The 24,941-nt window shown below is 65.3% G+C and carries 20 protein-coding genes; 12 read left to right on the top strand and 8 right to left on the bottom strand.

From position 1 onward, the window contains the following. Positions 1-13: 13 nt before the first annotated feature. Positions 14-1,351 carry a replication-associated recombination protein A gene (locus tag AC0L58_RS08740; protein WP_473682519.1) on the bottom strand — a complete coding sequence of 446 codons (1,338 nt, stop codon included), beginning with the start codon at positions 1,349-1,351 and terminating at the stop codon, positions 14-16. Between the two features lie 126 nt (positions 1,352-1,477). On the opposite strand from AC0L58_RS08740, the gene AC0L58_RS08745 reads away from it, so the two are divergent. Beyond that, positions 1,478-4,570, top strand: coding sequence for a diguanylate cyclase (locus AC0L58_RS08745; protein ID WP_473682521.1), 3,093 nt, complete (start codon positions 1,478-1,480; stop codon positions 4,568-4,570). Between the two features lie 11 nt (positions 4,571-4,581). Here AC0L58_RS08745 and AC0L58_RS08750 read toward each other — a convergent pair whose 3' ends face one another. From AC0L58_RS08750 to ald, 4 genes are all read right to left on the bottom strand, one after another. Continuing rightward, a complete protein-coding gene (locus tag AC0L58_RS08750) occupies positions 4,582-5,274 on the bottom strand; it encodes a YoaK family protein (protein ID WP_473682523.1) in 693 nt (230 codons plus the stop codon). Between the two features lie 7 nt (positions 5,275-5,281). Then, a complete protein-coding gene (gene lolA, locus AC0L58_RS08755) occupies positions 5,282-5,947 on the bottom strand; it encodes an outer membrane lipoprotein periplasmic chaperone LolA (protein WP_473682525.1) in 666 nt (221 codons plus the stop codon). Positions 5,948-6,071: 124 nt separating this feature from the next. After that, on the bottom strand, positions 6,072-8,396 hold the full coding sequence (locus AC0L58_RS08760; protein ID WP_473682527.1) for a DNA translocase FtsK: 2,325 nt from the start codon (positions 8,394-8,396) through the stop codon (positions 6,072-6,074). Between the two features lie 29 nt (positions 8,397-8,425). Beyond that, positions 8,426-9,490: an alanine dehydrogenase gene (gene ald / locus AC0L58_RS08765; protein WP_473682529.1), complete on the bottom strand. Its 1,065-nt coding sequence runs from the start codon at positions 9,488-9,490 to the stop codon at positions 8,426-8,428. Between the two features lie 218 nt (positions 9,491-9,708). Between ald and trxB the strand changes: the two genes are divergently transcribed. Genes trxB through aat form a run of 4 tightly spaced genes read left to right on the top strand, consistent with a single transcriptional unit; the run spans position 9,709 to position 13,846 of the window. Continuing rightward, entirely contained in the window at positions 9,709-10,671 is a 963-nt protein-coding gene (gene trxB / locus AC0L58_RS08770; RefSeq protein ID WP_473682531.1) for a thioredoxin-disulfide reductase, read from the top strand. A 48-nt stretch (positions 10,672-10,719) separates the two neighbouring features. Continuing rightward, the gene (locus AC0L58_RS08775; protein WP_473682533.1) at positions 10,720-11,973 is read left to right on the top strand and encodes a DUF2254 domain-containing protein; all 1,254 of its coding nucleotides are present in this window, start codon (positions 10,720-10,722) and stop codon (positions 11,971-11,973) included. Beyond that, entirely contained in the window at positions 11,973-13,121 is a 1,149-nt protein-coding gene (locus tag AC0L58_RS08780) for a GNAT family N-acetyltransferase (protein WP_473682535.1), read from the top strand. Before AC0L58_RS08775 ends, AC0L58_RS08780 begins: the two co-directional genes overlap by 1 nt. Beyond that, positions 13,118-13,846, top strand: a complete 729-nt coding sequence (gene aat / locus AC0L58_RS08785) for a leucyl/phenylalanyl-tRNA--protein transferase (RefSeq protein ID WP_473682537.1) — start codon at positions 13,118-13,120, stop codon at positions 13,844-13,846. The genes AC0L58_RS08780 and aat overlap by 4 nt, the downstream gene beginning before the upstream one ends. Here aat and AC0L58_RS08790 read toward each other — a convergent pair. Together AC0L58_RS08790 and ispG are read right to left on the bottom strand one after the other, a co-directional pair. After that, complete coding sequence (locus AC0L58_RS08790; protein ID WP_473682539.1) at positions 13,825-14,670, bottom strand: HD-GYP domain-containing protein; 846 nt, start codon at positions 14,668-14,670, stop codon at positions 13,825-13,827. The genes aat and AC0L58_RS08790 overlap by 22 nt on opposite strands. 103 nt (positions 14,671-14,773) lie before the next feature. Next, positions 14,774-16,033 (bottom strand): flavodoxin-dependent (E)-4-hydroxy-3-methylbut-2-enyl-diphosphate synthase, encoded by a 1,260-nt coding sequence (ispG, locus tag AC0L58_RS08795; RefSeq protein WP_473682541.1) that lies wholly within the window; start codon positions 16,031-16,033, stop codon positions 14,774-14,776. A gap of 225 nt (positions 16,034-16,258) precedes the next feature. Between ispG and ccoN the strand changes: the two genes are divergently transcribed. The 7 genes from ccoN to ccoS are packed head-to-tail and all read left to right on the top strand — an operon-like array spanning position 16,259 to position 22,192. Further along, on the top strand, positions 16,259-17,725 hold the full coding sequence (ccoN, locus tag AC0L58_RS08800) for a cytochrome-c oxidase, cbb3-type subunit I (RefSeq protein WP_473682543.1): 1,467 nt from the start codon (positions 16,259-16,261) through the stop codon (positions 17,723-17,725). A gap of 12 nt (positions 17,726-17,737) precedes the next feature. Then, complete coding sequence (gene ccoO, locus AC0L58_RS08805; protein ID WP_473682545.1) at positions 17,738-18,412, top strand: cytochrome-c oxidase, cbb3-type subunit II; 675 nt, start codon at positions 17,738-17,740, stop codon at positions 18,410-18,412. After that, positions 18,409-18,618, top strand: coding sequence for a cbb3-type cytochrome oxidase subunit 3 (locus tag AC0L58_RS08810; protein ID WP_473682547.1), 210 nt, complete (start codon positions 18,409-18,411; stop codon positions 18,616-18,618). The genes ccoO and AC0L58_RS08810 overlap by 4 nt, the downstream gene beginning before the upstream one ends. Continuing rightward, positions 18,615-19,523: a cytochrome-c oxidase, cbb3-type subunit III gene (ccoP, locus tag AC0L58_RS08815; protein ID WP_473682549.1), complete on the top strand. Its 909-nt coding sequence runs from the start codon at positions 18,615-18,617 to the stop codon at positions 19,521-19,523. Before AC0L58_RS08810 ends, ccoP begins: the two co-directional genes overlap by 4 nt. Then, on the top strand, positions 19,507-19,746 hold the full coding sequence (locus tag AC0L58_RS08820; RefSeq protein ID WP_473682551.1) for a hypothetical protein: 240 nt from the start codon (positions 19,507-19,509) through the stop codon (positions 19,744-19,746). Before ccoP ends, AC0L58_RS08820 begins: the two co-directional genes overlap by 17 nt. Beyond that, positions 19,743-22,001 (top strand): heavy metal translocating P-type ATPase, encoded by a 2,259-nt coding sequence (locus AC0L58_RS08825; RefSeq protein ID WP_473682553.1) that lies wholly within the window; start codon positions 19,743-19,745, stop codon positions 21,999-22,001. Before AC0L58_RS08820 ends, AC0L58_RS08825 begins: the two co-directional genes overlap by 4 nt. Then, positions 21,998-22,192 carry a cbb3-type cytochrome oxidase assembly protein CcoS gene (ccoS, locus tag AC0L58_RS08830; RefSeq protein WP_473682555.1) on the top strand — a complete coding sequence of 65 codons (195 nt, stop codon included), beginning with the start codon at positions 21,998-22,000 and terminating at the stop codon, positions 22,190-22,192. The genes AC0L58_RS08825 and ccoS overlap by 4 nt, the downstream gene beginning before the upstream one ends. Before the next feature lie 784 nt (positions 22,193-22,976). Here ccoS and AC0L58_RS08835 read toward each other — a convergent pair. Then, positions 22,977-24,926 carry an acetyl-CoA hydrolase/transferase C-terminal domain-containing protein gene (locus tag AC0L58_RS08835; RefSeq protein WP_473682557.1) on the bottom strand — a complete coding sequence of 650 codons (1,950 nt, stop codon included), beginning with the start codon at positions 24,924-24,926 and terminating at the stop codon, positions 22,977-22,979. Positions 24,927-24,941: the final 15 nt, after the last annotated feature.

A 24,941-nucleotide genomic window follows, 5' to 3' on the forward strand; every position in this document is an offset into this window, starting at 1 on the left:
ATGCACGGGGCGCCTATTTGCGCCGCGCTCGCTCCCGGGCCGCGCGCAGGCCGAACAGCTTTTCACGCAGTTGCAGTTCCAGGCCACGCTCCACTGGCTCGTAAAATACGGTGCCTTCGAGCCCTTCCGGCAGGCATTGCTGATCCAGCGCCACGCCGCCTTCGGCGTCATGGTCGTACTGGTAACCCTTGCCGTAGCCCAGGCCCTTCATCAACTTGGTTGGCGCGTTGCGCAGGTGCATCGGCACTTCCAGCGTGCCGCCTTCGCGAATCGCGGCGCGCGCCTTGTTGTACGCCATGTAGGCCGCGTTGCTCTTGGGCGCGATCGCCAGCCAGATGGCAAGCTGGGCCAGGCCCAACTCGCCCTCGGGGCTGCCCAGCCGCTCGTAGGTGTCCCAGGCGTCCAGCGCCATGCGCCAGGCACGCGGCTCGGCCAGACCCACGTCTTCCACCGCCATGCGGGTCATGCGCCGCGCCAGATACTTCGGGTCGGCGCCGCCATCGAGCATGCGGCACAACCAGTACACCGCCGCATCGGGGTCGGACGAACGCACCGATTTGTGCAGCGCCGAGATCTGGTCGTAGAACTGCTCGCCCTGCTTGTCGAAACGACGGGTGCGATCGGCCAGCACCTGGGCCAGGGTGGCTTCGTCGATCTGGCGCTCGTCGGCGAGCTCGGCGGCGATTTCCAGCAAGGTCAGCGCGCGGCGCACGTCACCGTCGGCGGCCTGGGCGATCAGGCCCAGTGCGTCATCATCCACCTGCAGTTGCAACTCGCCCAGGCCACGCTCGCTGTCGGTGAGCGCGCTCTTCAGCGCCGCGATGATGTCGTCGGTCGAGACCGGCTCCAGCACGTGCACGCGACAGCGCGACAACAATGCGGAGTTCAACTCGAACGAGGGGTTCTCGGTGGTGGCGCCGATGAAGATGATCACGCCGCGTTCGATATGCGGCAGGAACGCGTCTTGCTGGGTCTTGTTGAAGCGGTGCACCTCGTCCACGAACAATACGGTGCGGCGGCCCTGGGCAAAGTTGAGCTCGGCCTCGGCCAAGGCCTTGCGCACGTCCGGCAGGCCGGACAATACCGCGGAGATCGCGCGGAATTCCGCCTCGGCATGACGCGCCACCAGCAACGCCAGCGTGGTCTTGCCGCAGCCCGGCGGACCCCACAGCACCATCGAGTGGATCTTGCCGGCTTCCAGCGCGCGGCGCAGGGCCCGATCCGGCCCGACCAGGCGCTGTTGACCGACGATCTCGTCGATGCTGCGCGGGCGCATGCGCTCGGCCAGCGGTTTGAGGGCGTCTGGCTCGGCAAACAAACCAGGACCGGGCGAGGTGACGGTACGGGACATGCGGGCATGATACGGCATGCCGAAACCTCGCAAATTCCCGCTATCATGGGCTTGCCTGAGATGTGGATTTGCTCTACAGGGCACGCCGGGGGGCGAGCTGCAAGTGATCGTGCGCAGGACTAGTCATTGCACCAAGGGAACTGGAAGTGCCAGTCGGCGCTGCATGGCGGACTGCCATTGTCGGTGGTTTGTGTGATCTCGCTGGCGCGCCGACCGTGGCTGGGTCTGTTCGGACTGCTGCTGCTGGTTTTCCGGACGGGTGCCAGCTGCGCTGCCAGCGCGGATCCCTGGGCGCCGTTCGAGGCGCCCTGGTTCGACAAGGTTTCCACCGCCGAAGGGCTGCCGCCTTCGATCGGCACCGCACTGGCGCAAGACCGGAGTGGCCTGATCTGGGTCGGCACGATGGTCGGACTGGGCCGCTTCGACGGTTACCGCACCCAGATGTTCGACATGCGCGGCGAGAACGGCAAGAGCCTGCCCGATGCCTACGTGCGTTGCCTGCTGGCCCTGCCCGATGGCGGCCTGCTGGTCGGCACCAATGCGGGTGGCCTGCTTCGGTTCGACCCGGCAACCAACAGATTCCACAGCTACCCCACGGGCCAGGGCGGAACCTCGGACCGCAAGATATTCGCGCTGGCCGACGATCATGCCGGAGGTGCCTGGATCGCCACCGAGCAGGGTTTGGACCATATCGACCTGCGCTCGAACGCGATACGCCACGTGGACACCGGCAGCAAGACGGCAGCTCGCGATTTCAGCGTAATGCAGGATCGGGCCGGCAATCTCTGGCTGGGCAACGACAACGGCCTGTTCGTGCGTCGCGTCGGCAGCAAGGATTTCGTACGTCCGGATTACGCCGGCGGCACGGTAGCCACCGTGCTGGAAAACCAGATCTGGGCCATTGCCGAAGACAGTGCCGGCCGACTGTGGGCCGGCAGCGGTCAGGCCGGCGCCGCGTATCGCGACCGCGACGGCCACTGGCATGTCATCCCCGAATTCAGCGGCTATCCCCAGGGAGCGCAGCACGCCACGGTGCGCGCCTTCGTGCAGGCAGCACCGGAAACGATGTGGATTGCGACAGATGGCAGTGGCGTGCTTGCCTATACGCCGGGCGACACCTCACCGCACCGCATCGAGCACGACCCGGCCATTGAATCATCGCTGCCGGGCGACGCCGTGCGCGCGCTGCTGCACGACCGTTCGGGCAACGTCTGGGTAGCCACCGACCTCGGCCTGGCACGCACCTATCCGGAAGCGCGCACGGCCTTTGCGGTGCTGCCGTCACCCCTGCAACAGAACACCTTGCGCGATACCAGCGTACGCGGCATCTACGTCGACAGCCGCGGTCTGATCTGGATCGGGCTGGGCGCCGGCCGCATCGACATGATTGACCTCAAGTCGGGCCGGATGAATCATCTGCAACTGGATGGCAGCCAGACCCATCGCGACGTCCAGTCTTTCGTCGAGGGCGCAGATGGTTCGATCTGGGTCGGCACCCAGGGGTTGGCACTGATCGACCCCACCACCCTTACCGTCCACGCGTCGGTCCTGCCGGCGCTGGAGAACGTGCCGGTGCTCAGCCTGGCGCGCGACGGCGCGCGCCTGCTCATCGGCACTTACGACGGACTGTATCGCTACGACACGCGCACCCATGCACTCGACCACATCAAGCACGACCCGAACGATCCGACCAGCCTGGCCAGTGACACCGTGCGGCAGATTGTTCGCGTCGGGGACCAGTGGTGGTACAGCACCACACGTGGCATAAGCATCGCCGACAACACCCGTCAGCGGAGCGGCTTCCACAATCTGACCCGGCGCGAAGACGACCCCTCCAGCCTGCCCGGCGACTCGGTCAACGCCGTGACCGTGGACAGGCAGGGACAAATCTGGGTAAGCAGTTCCGGCGGGTTGGCGGTGAGTCCAGAGAAGGCCCCATGGCATTTCTCTGCCATCGGCATGGCCGAAGGCCTGACCAGCGACAAGGTCAACAGCGCGCTGAGCGACAACCACGACCGCATCTGGGCCACCACGTCCAACGGCATTTCAGTGGTCGATGCGCGCACCCACGCGGTGCACAACCTGGGACCGCGCGACGGCCTGCATATCCGCAGTTACCACTATGCCGACGCCGCCGCCCGGGCACCGGGTGGTGCGTTGATGTTCGGTGGCCTGGGCGGCCTGACCGTGATCCGGCCCGACGAAACTGCCGCATCGCCCCCCGAAGCGCCGCTGGCCGTTACCCAGGCCGTCGTCGGCAAGGTCGCGCTGCCGTTCGGCAAACTGCCGCGCGACGGCGCCATCATCAAGCTGGATCCGCACAATCGCAGTCTGCGCATCGATTTCGCCCTGCTCGATTATCGATCCCCCGGAGAAACTACCTACAGCTACCGGATGGCAGGTCTGGAGGACAACTGGACCGAGATATCCAAGGGTGCCATGCCCAGCGCGAATTACACCAGCCTCGGGCATGGTGACTACACCTTGTACCTGCGCGCCACCACGCACGGCATGCATCCAGCCACGATCGAGACCCATATGCGAGTCGAGGTCGCACCACGCTGGTACGAAACCTGGTTCAGCAAACTGGCGGCGATCGCGCTGCTGGTTGGCCTGATTGCCCTGCTTGTACACCTGCGCACCTTGTACCTGCGCCGACAGGCGACCCAACTGCAGCAGCAGATCAACGAGCACACCCGCGAGTTGCGTGCCGCCAACCAGCGCCTCGACGAGCTCGCCAGTACCGACGGCCTTACCGGCATCTACAACCGCCGCCGCTTCCTGGAGCTTGCCCGGGCGGAGCGCGAGCAGGCGCAAGGGCGCTCCATCTGCATCGCCCTGTTCGACCTGGACCGCTTCAAGCTGATCAACGACACCCACGGGCACCAGGCTGGCGACAGCGTGATCCTGAGTGCCATCGAGATCATCAAGCGGCATTGCCGCCAGGGCGACTTGCTCGGACGCTACGGCGGCGAGGAGTTCGTGTTGTGCCTGCCGGACACCAGCGTGTCGCAGGCGCAAGAGATCGGCGACCGGATCTGCGTGGCGATGGCCGGCAATGCCGTGACCCACAACGATCGCCCGATCCGCGTCACCGTGAGCATCGGCCTGGCCGCATTGCGCCCCGGCGAATCCATAGAACAGTGGCTTTCGCGCGCCGACAAGGCCCTCTACCAGGCCAAACGCGATGGCCGCAACCGTTGCGCGGTAGCGAGCTGAACCCGCCGCGATCAGGCGTTGCCAGCTCCACGGTCCCTGCTCATCGTGTATTGGCGATAGATGCCGTAGCCCACGCCGCACAGGCCGGTGAGCGCCGCGGGCACCAGCAGCGCACGTTCGCCGAGCCACTGGAACAACAGCGCGCCAGCCGCGCCACCCAGGGTGAACGTGGTCACCACCAGCAGGCACACGCCGATACGCAAATTGTCCACTTCAAGGCCGCGCAGCCGCTGCCCGATGTAGATGCCCAGATCGGTGAACATCCCCGACACATGGGTGGTACGGAACACCATGCCGCTGAAGGTGCTGGCCATGCCGTTCTGCAACCCGATGCCGATCGATGCCAGATAAATGCCGCTGGACTGGTTCGCCTCCAGCAGCGGAACGGCGGCAAACAACAGAATCGACTCCAGGACCAAGGCAGCCCCGTAGCGACGGCCAAGTTTCAACGTCTGCTGCTGGATGATCAATCCGCTGAGCACCGCGCCAGCCACGAAAGCGGCGACCGACAACCCCCAGTGCACAACCTCGGGACCATCACCCAGACCCACCGACGCACCCAGCAGGGTTGTCGATCCGGTCAGATTGGTGATCGCCTGGTGGCGGAAGCCCAGGTAACCCGCCGCGTTGACGATGCCGGCCACGAACGCGAGCATGCCGCCACCGATCCAGGCCCAACGCGGCAGTTGTCGCAGCACCGCCATGGCCGGATCAGTTCCGGATCGGCCGGATCGAGATGTCCGGCACGTCGCCGATCACATCGGCACCTTCCGGTGGCACGAAGGTGAACGTACCCGGTGGAAGCGACGGGTTGCGCTGCCAGTCCGAGAAGCGGATGTCGGTGGTCGAGCCGAGCTGGTCGCGGAACACCATGCGCGCAAGACCCTTGTCGTTGAAGCCGAGATCGACATACGCGAACTGCGGGTCCTGACTGGTCGAGGTCAGGCGCAGCCAGAGCAGACCATCGCGCTCACCGCGCTCGCTGGCCTTGAACTCCTTGTCGAGCTGCTTGATGTCAGTCAGCACGGTCAACGGGCTGTGCGCCTCCTCGGTGCTCTGCTTGCGCACGGTGACCTGCTCAAGCTCGGGGTCGTACATCCAGACCCGGCCGCCATCGGCCACGATGGTCTGCTTGTACGGCGTCAGCGTATCCCAGCGGAACTCCCGCGGTGCCTCGAGCGCCAGCGTGCCGGAACTGGTCTTGGCCGCCTGGCCGTTGGCGTTGGTCAGCGTCTGGGTGAAATGCCCGGTGAGCGAATGCAGCCCGGTGGCAAAGGCGTCGAGCCGGGCCCGCGCGGGACCGCTGGCGGCTTGCGCCATGGCACTCAGCGACAACATCAGCACGCTGGCAGACAGGGCGAACATGAAGCGTTTCATAGGATTTCCCGAAACGTGATGAAGGCTGCAATTGTGGACAGCCAAGGCTTAACCGAGCTGTAGGGCGGGCTCTGCCCGCCGCCCTTGCTGCAAACATCGCGCGAAGGCACGAGCTGGTTTGGTCTCAATCCTTCGGTGGTGGCGGCGCCAGCACTTCGCGGCTGCCGTTGTGCTGCGGTGGGCTGACCACGCCGTCCTGCTCCATCTGCTCGACCAGCCGCGCGGCGCGGTTGTAGCCGATGCGCAGGTGGCGCTGGACGCCGGAAATCGACGCGCGACGCGTCTGCGTGACCACGGCCACTGCCTTGTCGTACAGCTGGGCATCGGCGTCGCCGCCCTCCTCGCCATCCTGCGGCAGGCCGGAGTCGTTGATGAACTTGCCGTCACTGGTCGCCTGCACTTCCTCCAGCACGCCCTCGACGTAGTTCGGCTCACCCTGCGATTTCAGCCAGTTCACCACGCCATGCACCTCATGATCGTCGACGAACGCGCCGTGCACGCGCTCGGGCGTGGCGGTGCCCGGCGGCAGGTACAGCATGTCGCCATGGCCGAGCAGGGCTTCGGCGCCCGATTGGTCGAGGATCGTGCGCGAGTCGATCTTGCTGGATACCTGGAACGCGATGCGGGTGGGGATATTCGCCTTGATCAGGCCAGTGATCACGTCCACCGACGGGCGCTGGGTAGCCAGGATCAGGTGTACGCCGGCAGCACGGGCCTTCTGCGCCAGGCGCGCGATCAACTCCTCCACCTTCTTGCCGACGATCATCATCATGTCGGCGAATTCGTCGATGATCACCACGATGTTCGGCAGCGGCTCCAGGGGATCCGCGGCCAGGTTCGGCATTTCCGGATTGGGCTGGAACAGCGGGTCGAGCAGCGGCTGCCCGGCGTTCTCGGCGTCCCTCACCTTCTTGTTGAAGCCGGCCAGGTTGCGCACGCCGACCGCGGCCATCAGCTTGTAGCGGCGCTCCATTTCGGCCACGCACCAGCGCAGGGCATTGGCTGCCTCCTTCATGTCGGTGACCACCGGCGCCAGCAGGTGCGGGATACCCTCGTAGACCGAGAGCTCCAGCATCTTCGGGTCGATCATGATCAGGCGCACGTCCTTCGGGCTGGCCTTGTACAGCAGGCTCAGCACCATCGCATTGACGGCCACCGACTTGCCCGAGCCGGTGGTGCCGGCCACCAGCAGATGGGGCATCTTGCCAAGATCGACCACGATCGGCTTGCCACCGATGTCCTTGCCCAGCGCCAATGCCAGCGGCGATTTCATCTGGTCGTACTTGTCCGAACGCAGGATCTCGGACAGGTAGACGATCTGCTTGCGGGTGTTGGGGATCTCCAGCCCGATCACGTTCTTGCCGGGGATCACGTCGACCACGCGCACACTGACTACCGACAGGCCGCGCGCAATGTCCTTGTCCAGACTCGAGACCTGCGAACCACGGATGCCGGGCGCGGGCTCCATCTCGAAACGGGTGATCACCGGGCCCGGGTAGGCACCGACCACCTTCACGTCGATCTTGAAGTCCTTGAGCTTGAACTCGACCTGGCGCGAGAGCACTTCCAGGGTTTCGTCGGTGTAGCCAGGCCCCTGCTCCGGGGCTTCGTCCAGCAGCGACAGCGGCGGCAATTCGCCCGGCGCCGCGGCGCCGGTGAACAGCGGAATCTGCGTTTCCAGTCGCGCACGCTCGCTTTTCTTCACGGGTGTGGGCGCCGCCTCGATGCGCACCGGCTCGCGCCGGGCCTGCTTCACTGCATCGGCCTTCTTGATCACTTCGCGCTCGTTGCGAGCCTGGCGCGCGGCCAGCACCTGCGGCGCCTCGCGCAGCTTGAGCTTGAGCCAGGCGACCAGTTGCAGCACGGTACGCCCGGTCCAATCCATCAACCCGAACCAGGACAACCCCGTGGCCAGCGTCACCGCCACCAGAAACAGTGCCAGCAACAACAATGGCGCGCCGGTGGATCCGAACGCCGAGAGCACGGCATGGCCCACCCACACCCCGATGATGCCGCCGACCCCTTGCGGCTGGATCGGCTCCTCGGCGAAGTTGAGATACAGCAGTGCCGGGCCGGTGATGAAGAAGAACACGAAGCCGATCAGGCGCAGCGCCGGCTCCCACGGATGCAGCGACTGCTGACCGCGCTGGCGCAACACCTGCACGCCCAGCAGCAACAGCAGCAACGGGAAGCAATAAGCCACCAGGCCGAAAATCCAGCGCAGCAGATCGGCGATATACGCTCCGACAGTGCCGCCGAAATTGCGCGCATGCTCCAGCTGGCCCGCATTGGTCCAGCTGGGGTCGTGCGGGTTGTAGCTGAACAGGCAGACCAGCAGGTACAGCGCCAGCGGCAGCAGCAGCAAAGCGCCGGCTTCACGCAGCCGGCGCTTCAACTCGTCACTGAGGCCTTCGCTTGGTTTTTGTTTGACGTTCGCGCTGCGCGCCACCTTGGAAGCCTTCCTTTTTCCCGACAAGCTCAGAGCATACCCTGCAATGCCGGATGCACCAGCTTGCCGCCATCGACATTGATGCCGACCTTCAGCGGCTCGAACTCACGCCATTCCTTGCCTGCCGCAAGACGCTGCACGTAAGGCAGGATCGCGGCGGAGATCGCCAGCGAGGAGGTTTGCGGCACCGCGCCGGGCATGTTGGTGACGCAAAAGTGGGTCACGCCGTGCACGTCGTAGGTCGGATCCTTCCAGCTGGTCGGCTTCGAGGTCTCGAAACAACCGCCCTGGTCGATGGCGATATCCACCAGCACACTGCCCGGCTCCATCGACTTGACCATCGCCTCGGTAACCACATGCGGCGCCTTAGCGCTGGGTACCAGCACGGCGCCGACGACCAGGTCGGCGGTGCGGATTTCCTCGGCGACGCTGGATTCATAGGCATACAGGGCGGTGACGTTCGGGCCCATCGCCATCATCTCGGCCATGCGATCCTGGCGCTTGTCGAATACCACCACGTTGGCGCCTGCGGACGCAGCCAGATGAGCCGCATTGCCGCCGGCAGCACCGGCGCCGAGCACCACCACCTTGCCGCGCGGCGTGGATGCCATGCCGCCCAGCAGCTTGCCCTTGCCGCCCTGCGGACGATGCAGCAGCGTGGTGCCGACCTGGGTCGCAATGCGGCCGGCGATCACCGACATCGGGTGCAGCAGCGGCAGACCGCCGTGCTCCTCCACCGACTCGAACGCCACGCCGGTCAGGCCGATGTCCAGCAGGCTTCGGGTCAACGCGGGCTCGGCCGCCAGATGCAGGTAGCAGAACAACAGGTGGTGCTTCTTCAGCAACGCCAGATCACCCGCAATCGGCTCCTTCACCTTGACGATCAACTCGCCGGCCTCGTACAGCGCAGCGGCGTCGGCCGCAATCTTGATGCCTGCGTCCACGTAGGCCTGGTCCGAAAAGCCGCTCTTCTCGCCGGCGCCGGACTGGATGAACACTTCGTGGCCACGACGCACCAGGTCGGCAGCAGCGGCGGGAACAAGGGCAACACGACCTTCGAGGGTCTTGGTTTCGGAGGGGATACCGATACGCATGGCAAAAGAATCCTGTGGGAACACGTTTGTAAGTCCATCGCGCAACTGCCGCGGTGGGGGCCGGTCTGCCGTCGACTTGAATCGGCCGCGCGGATTCCCCATTCTCCGGGGGTCGCACGCATTCTTGCCACCTGCAGGCACGGTTCCAGTGAAACCCGGACGGCAGGTGCAGCGAATAACTGCTCAAGTCACCAGCAAACCCAAGGATTATACCCGTCATGCCCACCCCCAAGCACAGTCGCCTGCTGATTCTCGGCTCCGGTCCCGCCGGTTACACTGCCGCGGTTTACGCGGCCCGCGCCAACCTCAAGCCGACCATGATCACCGGGCTGCAACAGGGTGGCCAGCTGATGACCACCACCGATGTCGACAACTGGCCCGGCGACGTGGAAGGCCTGCAAGGTCCGGCGCTGATGCAACGCATGGCCGAGCACGCCGAGCGCTTCCACACCGAGATGATCTTCGACCACATCCACACGGCGGACCTCAAGCAACGTCCGTTCCGGCTGACGGGTGACTCGGGCGAGTACACCGCCGATGCGCTGATCATCAGCACCGGCGCCACCGCCAAGTACCTGGGCATTGCCAGCGAGGAGAAGTTCAAGGGCAAGGGCGTCTCCGCTTGCGCCACCTGCGACGGATTCTTCTTCCGCGATCAGGACGTGGTGGTGATCGGCGGCGGCAACACCGCGGTCGAGGAAGCGCTGTATCTGGCCAACATCGGTCGCAAGGTGTATCTGGTGCATCGTCGCGACAAGTTGCGTGCCGAAAAGATCATGCAGGACAAGCTGTTCGAGAAAGAGGCCGCGGGCAAGATCGAACTGGTCTGGAACCACACCATCGACGAAGTGCTGGGCGACGATACCGGCGTGACCGGGGTGCGCGTGAAGGATGTCAATTCCGGCGCCACCCGCGAGATTGCCGCCACTGGCTTCTTCGTGGCGATCGGCCACACGCCGAACACCGGCATCTTCGAGGGCCAGCTGGACATGCGCGATGGTTACATCAGGATCAAGTCCGGCCTGGACGGCATGGCCACCATGACTTCGGTACCCGGCGTGTTTGCCGCCGGCGACGTGGCTGATCACGTCTATCGCCAGGCCGTAACCTCGGCCGGCTTCGGCTGCATGGCCGCACTGGATGCCGAACGCTGGCTCGATCAGCAGACGCCGGCAGGCTGACTTGCTACCCGGGACGCCATGGCGCCTCGTCGATGACGGAGCCAGACGATGAATGCGAAATGGCGGATCCTGCTGCTTCGGATCACCCGGCAATTGTGGTTCCGCTCGGCCCTGTACGGTGCGTTCGGCGTGGTCAGTGCACTGATCGGGGCGGTTGCCAAGCCGCTGATTCCGGAAAGTGTCGCCGCGCAGATCGGCGTGTCGTCGGTAGGCAACATCCTCGGCATCCTGGCCTCAAGCATGCTGGCGGTCACCACGTTCTCCCTGTCCACCATGGTCGCGGCGTACGCGGCGGCCAGCAGCAACGCCACGCCCCGCGCCTCGACGCTGTTGATCGAGGACTCCGGCTCACAAGGGGCGCTGGCGACCTTCATCGGTGCTTTCCTGTTCAGCATCGTCGGCCTGATCGCGCTCAGCACCGGAATCTACGGCAACAGCGGTCGACTGATCCTGTTCGCCGCCACGATCCTGATGATCGTGATGATCGTGGTCACCCTGCTGCGCTGGATCAACCAGCTATCACGCCTCGGGCGGGTCAGCGAAACCATCGACCGGGTCGAGCGTGCCACGCGCGAGGCCATGAAGACACTCGCCGCGGCGCCCTACCTCCACGCATCGCCATGGAAGGAGCCGCCACCTGATGCTTCATCGATATTCAGCGCAACCATCGGTTATGTGACCTATATCGACGCAGGCCGGTTGCACGAACTCACCGAGGAAGCCGACATCGCTCTGTGGGCGGATGCAGCGGCGGGTGATTTCATCACGCCGAACCAGAATGTCGCGCGATCGTCCCGGCAGGTCGATGCGAAAATGGCCCGGCGGATCGCCGACGCCTTCGTGATCGAGGACCGGCCCGACTTCCGACAGGATCCGCGCTTCGGACTGGTGGTACTGACCGAAATCGCGCAGCGCGCACTCTCGCCTGCGGTCAACGACCCCGGCACGGCGATCGATGTCATTGGCACCACCACCCGCTTGATGTGTGGCTGGGCACAGGCACGCCAATCGGTGCGGGAGCTGGACATCAAATATCCGCGTGTGCATGTGCGGGCGCTGGATGAACGTCACTTCTTCGAGGACGTGTACGCGCGACTGGCCCGCGACGGCGCCGGCCTGCTGGAAGTCGCAACCTATCTGCAGCATTCGCTGGAAACGCTGGGCCGGCAGAATTGTCCCGAGTACCGGGAGGCCGCCCGGGAACACGCCGATCGGGCGCTGAAATTGAGCGAAGCCGCCCTGCCGCTCGCCGCCGACCAGCAAAAATTGCTGGAGATCGCACGCTGGCGCACCGACTCGTAATGAACGTCGCGACCTCCAGCCTGATGGCACGCTTCCATCCCGCCATCGACACGCTCGACGCCACCAGCTGGGACGGCTTGCGCGCCAGCGACAATCCGTTCGTTTCGCATGCCTTCCTGCACACGCTGGAGGAAACCGGCTGCATTCGCGCGAACTGGGGTTGGCAGCCGCACCATCTGGGTCTGTATGAAGACGACCGCCTGGTCGCTGCCGCACCGCTGTATCTGAAGGGCAACTCGCACGGCGAGTTCGTCTTCGACTGGGGCTGGGCGCGCGCGTGGGAGCGCGCCGGGGGCGAGTACTATCCGAAACTTCTCAACGCCGTGCCCTACTCGCCCGTGCCGGGTCCGCGCCTGCTGGCGGGCGACCACGAACACAGTGCCGAGCTGCAGCGCGCCTTGGTCGCAGCCATGCACGACGAGGCCGTACGACTCGGATTGTCTTCGGTGCACTCCAACTTCCTGCTCACACCGGAGCTGGATGCGTTCGGTGACGACTGGCTGGTTCGCTCGGATGTGCAATTCCACTGGCACAATCACGGCTACCGGCATTTCCCGGCCTTCCTGGCCTCGCTGAGCCACAAGAAGCGCAAGAACATCCTGCGCGAACGCGAGCACGTCGCAGCCAGCGGGCTGATGGTGGAATGGCGGGCGGGAGACACCTTGAATCGCGCTGAATGGGAGCGCATCCACGGCCTGTATCAAGCCACGTTTGACGCCAAGGGCAATCAGGCCGTGCTGACCGCCGAATTCTTCCGCCGGCTGGGTGAACTGGGTACGCTCGCGCAATTGGCGCTGGCGCGTCAGGACGGAGCGATCGTGGCGATGGCGCTGTTCTTGCGCGGTGACGGCGTGCTCTACGGTCGCTACTGGGGAGCATCGATCGATGTGCCGGGCCTGCATTTCGAACTGTGCTATTACCGCGGCATCGAATACGCCATCTCCCAGGCATTGGAGCGCTTCGAACCGGGCGCCCAGGGCGAACACAAACTGGCGAGGGGCTTCCTGCCGGTGCGCACGCACTCCCGCCATTGGCTGGCCCACGAAGGCTTCCGCGCGGCCGTGGCGGAGTCCCTCGCGCAGGAAGGCCCGGCCGTCGATGCCTATGTCGACGAACTGTTTCAGCACAGCCCTTACCGCACGCCATGATCCGCCTGCCCTTGCTCGACCCGGACGTACCGGAGCAATTTCCCGATCCGGCAACCTCCCAGATCGAACCCAACGGACTGCTGGCTTTCGGCGGCGACCTGTCGCTGGCGCGACTGCTCGCCGCGTACCGAACTGGCATCTTCCCGTGGTTTGGGGAAGGCGAACCGATCCTGTGGTGGTCACCCGATCCGCGTTGCGTGTTCGACACCGAAACCCTGCGGCCCAACCGCAGCCTGCGTCGACAGCTCGCCGGCAAGCACTGGCACGTCACGGTCGACCGGGCATTCGAGGCCGTCGTCCGCGGCTGTGCGGCGCCACGTGACAACCATGGCTCCACCTGGATCGTGCCGAGCATGATTGACGCGTACGTGCGCCTGCATCAGGCGGGGCATGCGCACAGCGTGGAAACCTGGGACGGCGATCGGCTAATTGGCGGCGTGTACGGCGTGGCGGTGGGCAAACTTTTTTGCGGCGAGTCGATGTTCAGTGTCGAGAGCGGCGGCTCGAAAGTCGCGCTGATGGCGCTGGGCCAGTTGCTGCGTGATCTTGGCTATCCGCTGCTCGACGCCCAGGTCGCCAACCCGCACACCTTGCAATTGGGCGCGGTGGAGATGCCACGCGCCCACTACCTGAAACGGATCAGCGGCCTGGTCTGCTTGCCCGGGCGCGTCGGCAACTGGAGCGAGCTCGCCCCGTCGCCGCTTCAGCCGCGCACCGGAATCTGAGCTTCCAGCACGTCAAAACCCGTCCCCCGGCCCAGTGACTTCAACTCGTCATAGTGCTGCAGGAACAAGTCCACCAGGTGCGGGTCGAACTGGCTGCCGGCGGCTTCACGCAGATAGTTCAAGACGTCCGCCTCTGGCCAGGCTGGCTTGTATACCCGGGGCGTGATCAACGCGTCCCAGACGTCCACGACGCTGAATATCCGCGCCGCCAGCGGAATTTCTTCGCCACGCAATCCGCGCGGGTACCCGCCGCCATCCCAGCGTTCGTGGTGGCTGTAGGGAATGTCGCTGGCGTCGCGCAGGAAATCGACCTGCTGCAGCAGGTCGTTGCCCATTTTCGTGTGCTGGCGCATCACCGCCATCTCGTCGTCGTCCAGCTTGCCCGGCTTGATCAGCACGGCATCAGGTATGGCCAGTTTGCCGATGTCGTGCAACAGCGCACCAAAGCCCAGGCTGCGTAACGCCTTCCCGCTCACGCCGGCGTGCCTGGCCAGCCCCACCGCCATGCGCATCACCCGGTCGGAATGATCGCCCGTTTCCTTGTGCCGGATGTCCATCGCCGACACCAGCACGCGCAGCGTCTGCGAATGACCGCGCCAGAGCGACCGGTTGACAGCCTTGAGCCGACGCATGTCGCGGCCAATCATCCAGTACAGCACCATGCCGGTCACCAGCACGAACAGCCAGCCCTTGATGCTTTGCAAGTCGCTGAGCTCGACCCGGCTGTGGGTCAGAAGATCAAGTGCACGATCCGAGAACCAGATCCAGAGCGCAGCCACAATCACGTAGACGGACACGATTCGCAATTGTGGACTTGATCGCAAGGCACGGCTCCAGTGCTGTCAGCAGACCGGAATATTCATCGCATGGTTTCCGCGTCGTGTCGATACGAAAAATGGAGAGACTCGGCAGTTCGAGACGCTGCGATCAGCCGGCCCTGACCGCATATTTGCGCGCCACGTAATCGTCCAGAATGCCGACGAACTCGTTGGCGATGTTGTCCCCGCGCAGGGTCATCGCCTTTTCGCCGTCGATGAATACCGGGGCGGCCGGCGCCTCGCCGTTGCCGGGCAAGGAAATGCCGATGTTCGCATGCTTGGATTCGCCGGGGCCGTTGACGATGCAGCCCATCACCGCCAGCGTGAGATTCTCCACGCCGTCGTATTTCACCCGCCACAAGGGCATTTGTTCGCGCACGTGCGCCTGCACCGTCTGCGCCAGCTCCTGGAAGAACTCGCTGGTGGTGCGACCGCAGCCGGGACAGGCGGTAACCAGCGGGGTGAACGAGCGCAGGCCCATGGTCTGCAGCAGTTCCTGCGCCACGATCACCTCGCCGGTACGCGAGGCGCCGGGCTCGGGCGTGAGCGAGATACGGATCGTGTCGCCGATGCCTTCCTGCAAGAGCACGGCCAGCGCCGCGGCCGAGGCGGTGATGCCCTTGGAACCCATGCCTGCCTCGGTCAGGCCGAGGTGCAGTGCATAGTCGCAACGCACGGCCAGGTCGCGATACACCGCGATCAGCTCCTGCACGCCGGAAACCTTGCACGACAGGATGATGCGCTCGCGCGGCAGGCCGAGCTCCTCGGCGCGCGCGGCCGAATCCAGTGCCGAGCGCAGCAGTGCTTCGCGCGCCACATGCGAGGCATCCCATGGCTCGGCGCGCCGCGCGTTCTCGTCCATCAAGGCGGTGACCATGGCCTGGTCGAGCGAGCCCCAGTTGGCGCCTATGCGGACGGGCTTGTCGTAGCGCAGCGCCTTCTCGATGATCGAGGCAAACTGGCTTTCGTGCTTCTTGCCGAACCCGACATTGCCGGGGTTGATGCGGTACTTGGCCAGCGCCTCGGCACAGGCTGGCTCGCGCTCCAGCAACTGGTGGCCGTTGTAGTGGAAGTCGCCGATGATGGGCACGTCCACGCCCATCATCGCCAGCCGTTCGGCAATCCGCGGCACCGCCGCGGCCGCGGCCGGCGTATTGACCGTGATGCGCACCAGTTCAGAGCCGGCACGGGCCAGCTCGGCAATCTGTTTCGCGGTACTGGCCGGGTCTTCGGTGTCGGTGTTCGTCATCGACTGCACCACGATCGGAGCGCCACCGCCGACCTTCACCTTGCCAATCTGGACGCCGACGCTGGACCGACGCAAGGCCGGGCCTGCATGACGTGGGTGTTGCGGATCAATTTCACTCATGAATTCAACCAGGAAGCCAGGTCGCGCTGATTGGCGACGTCAACAAAGACAAGGATACTCGCTTGACCCACCCGGCTTGTGGCAAGGTGAGCCGGGCGTGGCGATGGCACTACGCATTCGCCGGCCTTGTAACGAGGGGACGGATTGCCGCAGCCGCTTGATCAGGATCAAGACGACACTGCATGCTTCGCCCCAAAATACGCAGCTGTCCAGCCGGGAACGCCCATGCCGAACACCGAATATTACAACGACAAAGTCGTGCGCCAGTTCCTGCTGGCCGCCGCCGTGTGGGGCATCATCGGCATGTCGGTCGGCGTCTACATCGCCGCCGAGCTGATGTGGCCAGCGCTCAACTTCGACATCCCCTTCATCACTTTCAGCCGACTGCGTCCGGATCATACCTTCGGGGTGATCTTCGCGTTCGGTGGCTCGGCGCTGATGGGCACCTGTTACTACGTGGTGCAGCGCACCGGCCATGCGCGACTGGCGTTCAGGAAGCTGGCCGCATTCACGTTCTGGGGCTGGCAACTGGTCTGCGTGCTTTCGATGATCACGATGCCGCTGGGCATCACCCAGAGCAAGGAATACGCCGAACCGGAATGGTTCATCGACATCCTGATCGCCATCGTCTGGGTCAGCTTCGGCGTGGTGTTCTTCGGCAGCCTGGCGCGCCGGCGCATCAAGCACATCTATGTGGCGAACTGGTATTACGGCGCGTTCATCATTGCCGTGGGACTGCTGCACATCGTCAACAACCTGGCCTTGCCGGTGTCCTGGACCAAGTCCTACCCGATTTATTCGGGCGTGGTCGATGCGATGGTGCAATGGTGGTACGGCCACAACGCGGTGGCGTTTTTCCTCACCGCCGGCTTCCTCGGCATGATGTATTACTTCGTGCCGCGGCAGGCCAAGCAGCCGTTGTGGAGCTATCGATTCTCGATCGTCAATTTCTGGGCGCTGATTTCGGTCTACATGTGGGCCGGCGCGCACCACCTGATGTACACCGCCCTGCCCGATTGGGTGCAGTCGGTCGGCATGGCGTTCTCGCTGGTGCTGCTGATGCCGAGCCTCGGCTCGGCCGCCAATGGCCTGCTCACCTTCAACGGCGCCTGGCATCGACTGAAGACCGATCCCGCGGCCAAGTTCATGGTGATGTCGCTGGTGTTCTACGGCGCCGCCACCTTCGAAGGCTCGATGATGGCGATCAAGAGCGTGAACTCGCTGTCGCACTACACCGACTGGACCATTGCCCACGTGCATTCGGGCTCGCTCGGCTGGGTGGCGATGATCACGATCGGCTCGCTGTACGCGATGGCGCCGCGGGCGCTGGGTCGACCGGAAATGCATTCGCGCAAGGGCATGGAACTGCACTTCTGGCTGCACATGATCGGCACCTTGCTGTACATCGGCTCGATGTGGGCGGCTGGTGTCACCGAGGGTCTGATGTGGCGCGCGACGCAACCCGATGGCGCGCTCACCTACGGCTTCCTTGACAGCCTGATCGCGATCAAGCCGATGTACCTGATCCGTTGGGCCGGTGGCGTGTTCATCCTGTCCGGCATGTGGGTGATGGCCTGGAACCTGTGGCACACCGCCGCCGATGCACGCGCCCGCTTGATCAAGCCGATCCCGGTGCCGATCCCCGAGCCGGTACCGCACCAGGTACCCGCCCCACTGCCTGCGGCCGGCTGAGGAAATCCAGACATGGCTTACAAACATTTCGAACTCATCGAGAAGCATGTCGGGCTGCTTGCCGTCCTGACCGCGATCATGGTCTCGCTGGGCGGCCTGGCCGAGATCACGCCGCTGTTCATGGAGGCGCACTCGGTCAAGGCGGCTCCGGGCGTGAAGCCGTACGACCCGCTGCGCTTGATCGGCAAGGACGTCTACGTCGAAAACGGCTGCTACCTGTGCCATTCGCAGATGATTCGCGCGCTGCGCTTCGAAACCCAGCGTTACGGACATTTCTCGACCGCCGCGGAGTCGGTCTACGACCGTCCGTTCCAGTGGGGTTCCAAGCGCACCGGGCCGGATCTGGCACGCGTCGGCGGCAAATATTCGGACGAATGGCAACGCCTGCACTTGATGGATCCACGCCAGCTGGTTCCGCAGTCGAACATGCCGGCCTATCCATGGCTGGCGCACAACAAGATCGACGCCAAGGACGTGCAGGCGCGCATGCGCACGCTGCGCAAGTTGGGTGACCCGTACACAGATGCGCAGATTGCCGCCGCGCCGGCCGCCGTGGCCGGCAAGACCGAGATGGACGCGCTGATCGCCTATCTGCAGGGATTGGGCATAGACAACGAACCCAGGCCGCAGGCGGCCAAGACGGCGGCAACCGATGCGGCTACGGCCGGCAACGGAGGCACGCCATGACACCGATGAACCCCATCTGGGGTCATATCGCCGGCGTCTTCATCGTATTGATGATGACCACCTTCATCGGCATCTGGATTTGGGCCTGGCGCAAGAAGCACAAGCGCGTCTTCGACCAGATGGCCAAGCTGCCGCTGGAACTCGACGAAGAACCTGTCACCGAAAAATCCGAAACGCAGGCTGACACGAAGGAGAATCGTCCATGAGCACGGGCTGGTCGCTATGGGTGATGTTCCTGGTCACGCTCAACCTGGGCATCACGTTCTTTCTGTACCTGTGGGCGCCGCGCGCCAAGATCCCCACCCGGCCGGACGGCACTACCGGCCATGTGTGGGCGCACGGAACCATTCTCGAAGGCCTGAAGCGGTTGCCGGGCTGGTGGGTCTGGTTCTCCGGCGCGATGTTCGCGGCCGCTTTCGTCTACCTGTACCTGTACCCCGGCTTCGGCAACCACAAGGGTGCGCTGAACTGGACCTCGCACGGCCAGCTGGCGCGCGACGTGGCCGCCAACGACGCCAAGCTCGATCCGCTGCTGGAGCGCTTCCGGCTGTATCCGGTGGAGCAACTTGCCGACGACCCGCAGGCGCGGCAGATGGGCAAGGTCCTGTTCGAGGACAACTGCGCCGCCTGCCACGAGCGCAGCGGCAAGGGCAACACCCTGCTTGGCGCACCCGACCTCACCGACGGCGACTGGCTCTACGGCGGCACCGGCAAGGACATCACCACCACGATCCATGACGGTCGCAGCGGTGTGATGCCGCCGTGGGCAAGTCTCGGCGAGGACAACGTCAACAATCTGGTGCAATACGTGCTGAGCCTGTCCGGCGCGAAGCACGACGCGGCCATGGCTGCCGCGGGCCAGCCCCTGTTTGCCACCTGCGCGGCGTGCCATGGTGCCGAGGGCAAAGGCAACCACGCCCTGGGCGCACCCAACCTCACGGACGACATCTGGCTCTACGGCGGGACTGCCGCGGACATCCACAAGACCATCCACGACGGCCGCCAGGGACACATGCCGAACTGGGACACCCGGTTGACCGCCGACCAGATCCACGTGGTCGCCGCCTACGTCTATCACTGGTCGCACCCGACAAATGACGACAAGCAATGACAACACCGTCCACGCCAGGTCGGCGTGGTATCACCAGCCGGTGTTGTGGCTGGGCATCGCGGTGTTCGTCGCATCGCTGGCGGGTTGCGTCTGGCTCATCGTGGTCAGTATTCGCTATGCCGATACGCCACTGAGTACGTCGCACGCGGTGCTCGGCGTGCCGGCCAGCGCGCACAGTGCTCCGCGCGCACCAGCCGAATCGCCGCCCGATCCTAAGCCATGAATACCGCTGCGGCCTGGGCGGACCCCCGGCTTGCCACCCAGGTGTTGCGCGAGCGCCGCGACGGTTGCAGCGAGATCGCACTGCACGTCGATGTCCTGCATGACGCGCGCCAGGTGCTCTGGCTGGAGCAGCGCATCAACGCACTCCCCGGTGTAAAGCGCGTCGCCATCGATCGCCCGGCGCAGCGGGTGCGGGTCGTCTGGCAGACCCAACGCACCTCGCTGCCGGCCTTGCTGGAAAGCTTCGCTGCCGCCGGCTGCACGGCGCGCCCGCTGCGCAACGACGAGATCGAGGATGCCCGCGCCGCCGAGATGCACGATGCGCTGAAGCGCATGCTGGTCGCCGGCATGTGTGCGATGCAGGTAATGACCTACGCCTTCGTCATCTACATCGGCGTGGTCGATTTCGTGGACTACAGCACGCGCAACCTGTTCCGCTGGCTGGGCCTGCTGACCACGATTCCGCTGGTGTTCTATTCGTCGCGCTCCTTCTTCGCCGGCGCACTGCGTGAACTGCGCGGACGTCGGCTCGGCATCAACCTGCCGGTGGCGCTGGCCGTCATCCTGGTATTTTCCGCTAGCGTGATCAATACCTTGCGTGGCAGCGGCGAAGTCTATTTCGACTCGGTCAGCATGTTCGTGTTCCTGTTGCTTGGCGCACGCTACCTGGAACTGCGCTCGCGCCATCGCGGCGGCGCGCAGGGCGACGCGCTGATCGATGCCACCCCGCTGCTGGCCCAACGGCGCCGCGCCGACGGCGAACTGGAAACCGTGGCTGCACTGGATCTCGCCAGCGGTGACCGCGTGCATATCCCGGACGGCGGCACGGTACCCGCGGACGGCGTGCTGGAAAGCACGTCGGTGCAGGTCGACGAGGCGCTGCTCTCGGGTGAATCGCGGCCGCAGCAGCGCCTGCGTGGTGAACGGCTGATTGCCGGAAGCGTGCTGCTGACCGGTCCGGCGGAACTGCGGGTCGAACACGGCGGCACCGACACCGGCGTGGCCCGACTGGGAGCCCTCGCCAAGCGTGCTCGCCAGGCACGCGCCTTGATCACGGGCAGCGACCGGGATGTCGCGCGTTTCGTGCGTCGCGTGCTGGCGCTGACCGTGCTGACTGCACTGGGCTGGTTGCTGGTCGATCCTTCGCGCGCTTTCGATGCCGCCATCGCGGTGCTGGTGGTGGCCTGCCCCTGCGCGTTTGCTCTGACCTTGCCGGTCACCTTGACCCGCGCGCTGGGTCAACTGGCTCGTCACCACGTGTTGGTCACAGACGGCAACGCGCTGATGGCGCTGGCCAACATCGACCGTGCGCTGTTCGACAAGACCGGCACCCTGGCCGTGCCGCGACTCGACATCGACGCCACCGAACCCTTGCGCGGCGACTCCCGCGAACAGGTCCTGATCTGGGCCATGGCCCTGGCGAGTGAAAGCTCGCACCCGCTGGCGCGCGCGCTGGCCTCAGCCGCCCGTCGGCAAGTGCCGCCGGTGCGGGCACACGAGGTGCGGGTGACCATGGCTGCCGGCATCGAAGGCGAGGTGGACGGACGAAGCTTGCGCCTCGGCCGCGCAGGCTTCGCGCTCCCGGCCGGCTCGCTCGATGCCGGGCTGGCTGATGACGCGCTGGTGCTTGCCGACCATGAAGGTGCGCTGGCGCGCTTCCACTTCCACGAACAGCCACGCGGGGACGCGCGCTCCACCCTGGAGCAATTGCGGCGCCAGGGCGTCGGACTGTGTATTGCCAGCGGCGACACTTCCGATCGCGTCGCCGCGCTGGCCGCGCAGCTCGACATCGACGACTGGCACGCCCGCCAGCTGCCCGCCGGCAAACTCGCCCTGTTGCGCTCGTTGCAGGCCGCTGGACACACCGTGTTGGCGGTGGGTGACGGCAGCAATGACGCTCCGCTGCTGGCCGCTGCCGACGTATCCGCCGCCTTGACCAGCGGCACCGACCTGGCCCAGGCGCAGGCCGATCTGTTGCTGCTGGACGGCCGGCTGGAAGGGCTGCTGCAGGCACGCACCATCGCCGTGCGCCTGCGAGAGGTGGTAGCGCAGAGCCGGCGCTGGGCCCTGCTGTACAACCTGATCGCCGTGCCGTTTGCGGCGTTCGGCATGGTGCCGCCGTGGCTGGCTGCCATCGGCATGTCCCTGAGCTCGCTGGTGGTCGTGTTGAACGCGATGCGCGTAGGCCGCGATCGCGCTCCGGAGCCGGGTCGGGATCATGGCGGGCCCACGCACGCCAGCGAGGTGTCGGCGTGAATATCCTGCTGGTACTGATTCCGGTAACGCTGCTGATTATCGCAGTCGCCGTGGCGCTGTTCTTCTGGGCAGTGAACCACCAGCAGTTCGACGATCTCGACAGCCCCGCGGTACTGCCGCTGATGGACGACCCGGCCGAGCCGGCTGATCCCGCCGAGGAGTCCGCGGACGATCCCGCCAAACCATCGTAGCGACCCAAACGATCGAATCTTCCGCATCTCGTAGGGCGAGCTCCGCCCGCCGCTTCCTGGCGAATGACCACCAAGAACGGCGGGCAAAGCCCGCCCTACGCCGACCTCAAGTCATCCCGCACGACGTCCCCAAGTGCAAACAGTGCTTCGAAAATCGTATGTCGGGCTCCGAACGCCGCCACTCATGCAACGCCCGTGAAAAGAGCCGACGGGCAGAGCCCGCCCTGATCCCGCCGAGGAACCCGCGGACAATCCCGCCAAACCAGCGTAGCTACCCAAACGATCGAATCTTTCGCATCTCGTAGGGCGGGCTCCGCCCGCCGCTTCCTGGCGCATGACCACCAAGAACGGCGGGCAAAGCCCGCCCTGCGCCGACCTCAAGTCATCCCGCACGACGTCCCCAAGTGCAAACAATGCTTCGAAAATCGTATGGCGGGCTCCGAACGCCGCCATTCATGCAACGCCCATGAAAAAAGCCGACGGGCAGAGCCCGCCCTGATCCCGCCGAGGAACCCGCGGACAATCCCGCCAAACCAGCGTAGCTACCCCGCGTCCCACCCACATCCAAACGATCGAACCTTCCGCATCTCGTAGGGCGGGCTCTGCCCGCCGCTTCCTGGCGCACGACCATCAAGAACGGCGGGCAAAGCCCGCCCTACGCCGACCTCAAGTCATCTTGCACGACGTCCCCAAGTGCAAACAATGCTTCGAAAATCGTAGGGCGGGCTCTGCCCGCCGCCATTCCTGCGACGCGCGTTTCAAGAACCGGCGGGCAAAGCCCACCCTACGGCGATGGGTTGCGGCGCAGGGCGGCTTGCAGCAGGCGTCGCTGCATTCGGCTGGACAGGCCGGATGGCGCGTCCAGCCCCATCCGCGCCAGGGCCTTGTCCTCGCCGCCGGCTGCGTCGCCGGGACGAAGGACTGCACGCAGCAGTCGCCAGCGGCCGCGCCAGTTGCCGCTGCAGGCTTTCAACCATTCCAGCGCGGGCAGCAGTTGCTGTTCGACCTCGTCGAAATCGCTGCCGAACGGAAATACCGGCAACAAACCCTTGCGCCGGAACGGTGTCAGCGACTCCTGCAACCAGCCCGGCAAATGACGCCGCCATGCCGCCGGTATGACGAAATCCGCAGCGAGCTTGCCGTGCGACTTGGCCTCTGCGCACAACGCATCGAGGAAGCGCGCATCGCAGATCGACAACATCGCCTCGATGCATTCGCTGTCGCTCTTGCCACGCAGGTCGGCGATGCCGTATTCGGTCACCACGATGTCACGCAGGTGGCGCGGGATGGTGGTCTGGCCATAGCTCCAGCGGATATTGCTTTCGATCCCGCCCGCCCGCTTGCGGGTGGCGCGCAGCAGCAATACCGAACGTCCGCCCGGCAACTCATGCGCCATCGCCACGAAGTTGTATTGCCCACCCACCCCGCTGACCACCGTGCCGTCTTCCAGCGTATCGGAGACCGCCGCGCCGAGCAGGGTCGCCATCATGCACGTATTGAAGAAACGCGCATCGCGCCGCTGCAACGTCGACAGCGCCTGATGATCACCATACAACTGGTTGACGTTGGAGACCGCGCACATGTCGATCGCATTCGGCTCGGCAGCTTCGGTGGTGTCCAGCCACTCATATAGCTCGCGCGAACCGAGGAAGAACGCACCACGCAGGTAGTGTCCCCCCGGCGTGGCCGGGTTCAGCCGCCCGGCGGCCGACGCGCGCTCCAGCGCCAGATTGTCCCAGCTGCGCCGTTTGAGAATGCCGCCACGTTGCAGGTGCATGAAACCATCCATCACCATTTCGCTGGCGCCGTACAGGCCGCCCTCCAGCGGGGCCAGCCCACCCAGCCAGCCGGCGTGCGCGTGCGTGCTTCCCGCCGGATCGAGCGCGACCAGCATGCAGCGCCACGCGGTGTTCTCGTGCTGGCGCAGCAACAATCCCTTGACCAGGGCATCGGAGAGTGCGCCGATGCCGATCTGCAGGCAGCCACCATCCTTGATCAGGGCGCTGGCATGCAGACCAATCGCATACTCGGTGAGGTCCACCGGCGATTTCGGTACCGCGAACAGGCGCGGCGCGGTCTCCGTGCGCAGCTCCACGTCGAAGTAGTCCGCCGGCACTTCCGCGTTACCGCTGAGATAGGGCAGATCCGGATGCACCACGGCCACGCACAATGGCCGCGGCAAACCCGCGAGCTGCAGCTGGCGCAGGAAATCCAGGGTCAGGTCCGGGTTGCAGGACAAGCTGTAATGCACGCCGTCGCTGCCCTCGCGCCGGGCCACCAATTGCACCAGCAGGTTGATGTCCTGCACCGCCAGGTCACGTGCGACGTGGGTGTAGTTCTGGCTGATGTAGCTGCGCTGGGCGCTACCCGAGTGCAGCAGCGCGCCGGATTGCAGATAGAACTCGTGCACCGCCACGTTGGGCGGCAGCGCGTCGCGCGACTGATCCAGCGCGTACTGCGGATCGACGGCGTCGACGCCGAAATGGCGATCGAGAAACGGCTGCAAAAAGCGCTGTTCCAAGCCCGGCTTCGGCTGCGGCCGGGTCAGCGACAGCGCAGTGTACAGCCGCATGGAGCGCGTCGGATCGGCCGCGGTGAGCCGGCACAGCGCGTTGAGCAAGCCATGCGGCTTGCCCAGGCCCAGCGGCGCGGCGATGCGCAGGTCCGGCCCCAGCGCATCGGCGAGGTCGTTGGCACAAGCGTCGGTGTCGCTGTAGTGCGGCTTGGCGGACATGAGCCCGATCATGCC

It is taken from the genome of Rhodanobacter sp. G2-10 (assembly GCF_055809185.1).

Excerpts from the sequence above, each read along its gene's own strand:
- AC0L58_RS08740 (WP_473682519.1), bottom strand. The coding sequence starts at position 1,351 with ATGTCCCGTACCGTCACCTCGCCCGGTCCTGGTTTGTTTGCCGAGCCA.
- AC0L58_RS08750 (WP_473682523.1), bottom strand. The coding sequence starts at position 5,274 with ATGGCGGTGCTGCGACAACTGCCGCGTTGGGCCTGGATCGGTGGCGGC.
- lolA (WP_473682525.1), bottom strand. The coding sequence starts at position 5,947 with ATGAAACGCTTCATGTTCGCCCTGTCTGCCAGCGTGCTGATGTTGTCG.
- ald (WP_473682529.1), bottom strand. The coding sequence starts at position 9,490 with ATGCGTATCGGTATCCCCTCCGAAACCAAGACCCTCGAAGGTCGTGTT.
- trxB (WP_473682531.1), top strand. The coding sequence starts at position 9,709 with ATGCCCACCCCCAAGCACAGTCGCCTGCTGATTCTCGGCTCCGGTCCC.
- AC0L58_RS08775 (WP_473682533.1), top strand. The coding sequence starts at position 10,720 with ATGAATGCGAAATGGCGGATCCTGCTGCTTCGGATCACCCGGCAATTG.
- AC0L58_RS08780 (WP_473682535.1), top strand. The coding sequence starts at position 11,973 with ATGAACGTCGCGACCTCCAGCCTGATGGCACGCTTCCATCCCGCCATC.
- aat (WP_473682537.1), top strand. The coding sequence starts at position 13,118 with ATGATCCGCCTGCCCTTGCTCGACCCGGACGTACCGGAGCAATTTCCC.
- ispG (WP_473682541.1), bottom strand. The coding sequence starts at position 16,033 with ATGAGTGAAATTGATCCGCAACACCCACGTCATGCAGGCCCGGCCTTG.
- ccoN (WP_473682543.1), top strand. The coding sequence starts at position 16,259 with ATGCCGAACACCGAATATTACAACGACAAAGTCGTGCGCCAGTTCCTG.
- ccoO (WP_473682545.1), top strand. The coding sequence starts at position 17,738 with ATGGCTTACAAACATTTCGAACTCATCGAGAAGCATGTCGGGCTGCTT.
- AC0L58_RS08810 (WP_473682547.1), top strand. The coding sequence starts at position 18,409 with ATGACACCGATGAACCCCATCTGGGGTCATATCGCCGGCGTCTTCATC.
- ccoP (WP_473682549.1), top strand. The coding sequence starts at position 18,615 with ATGAGCACGGGCTGGTCGCTATGGGTGATGTTCCTGGTCACGCTCAAC.
- AC0L58_RS08820 (WP_473682551.1), top strand. The coding sequence starts at position 19,507 with ATGACGACAAGCAATGACAACACCGTCCACGCCAGGTCGGCGTGGTAT.
- AC0L58_RS08825 (WP_473682553.1), top strand. The coding sequence starts at position 19,743 with ATGAATACCGCTGCGGCCTGGGCGGACCCCCGGCTTGCCACCCAGGTG.
- AC0L58_RS08835 (WP_473682557.1), bottom strand. The coding sequence starts at position 24,926 with ATGTCCGCCAAGCCGCACTACAGCGACACCGACGCTTGTGCCAACGAC.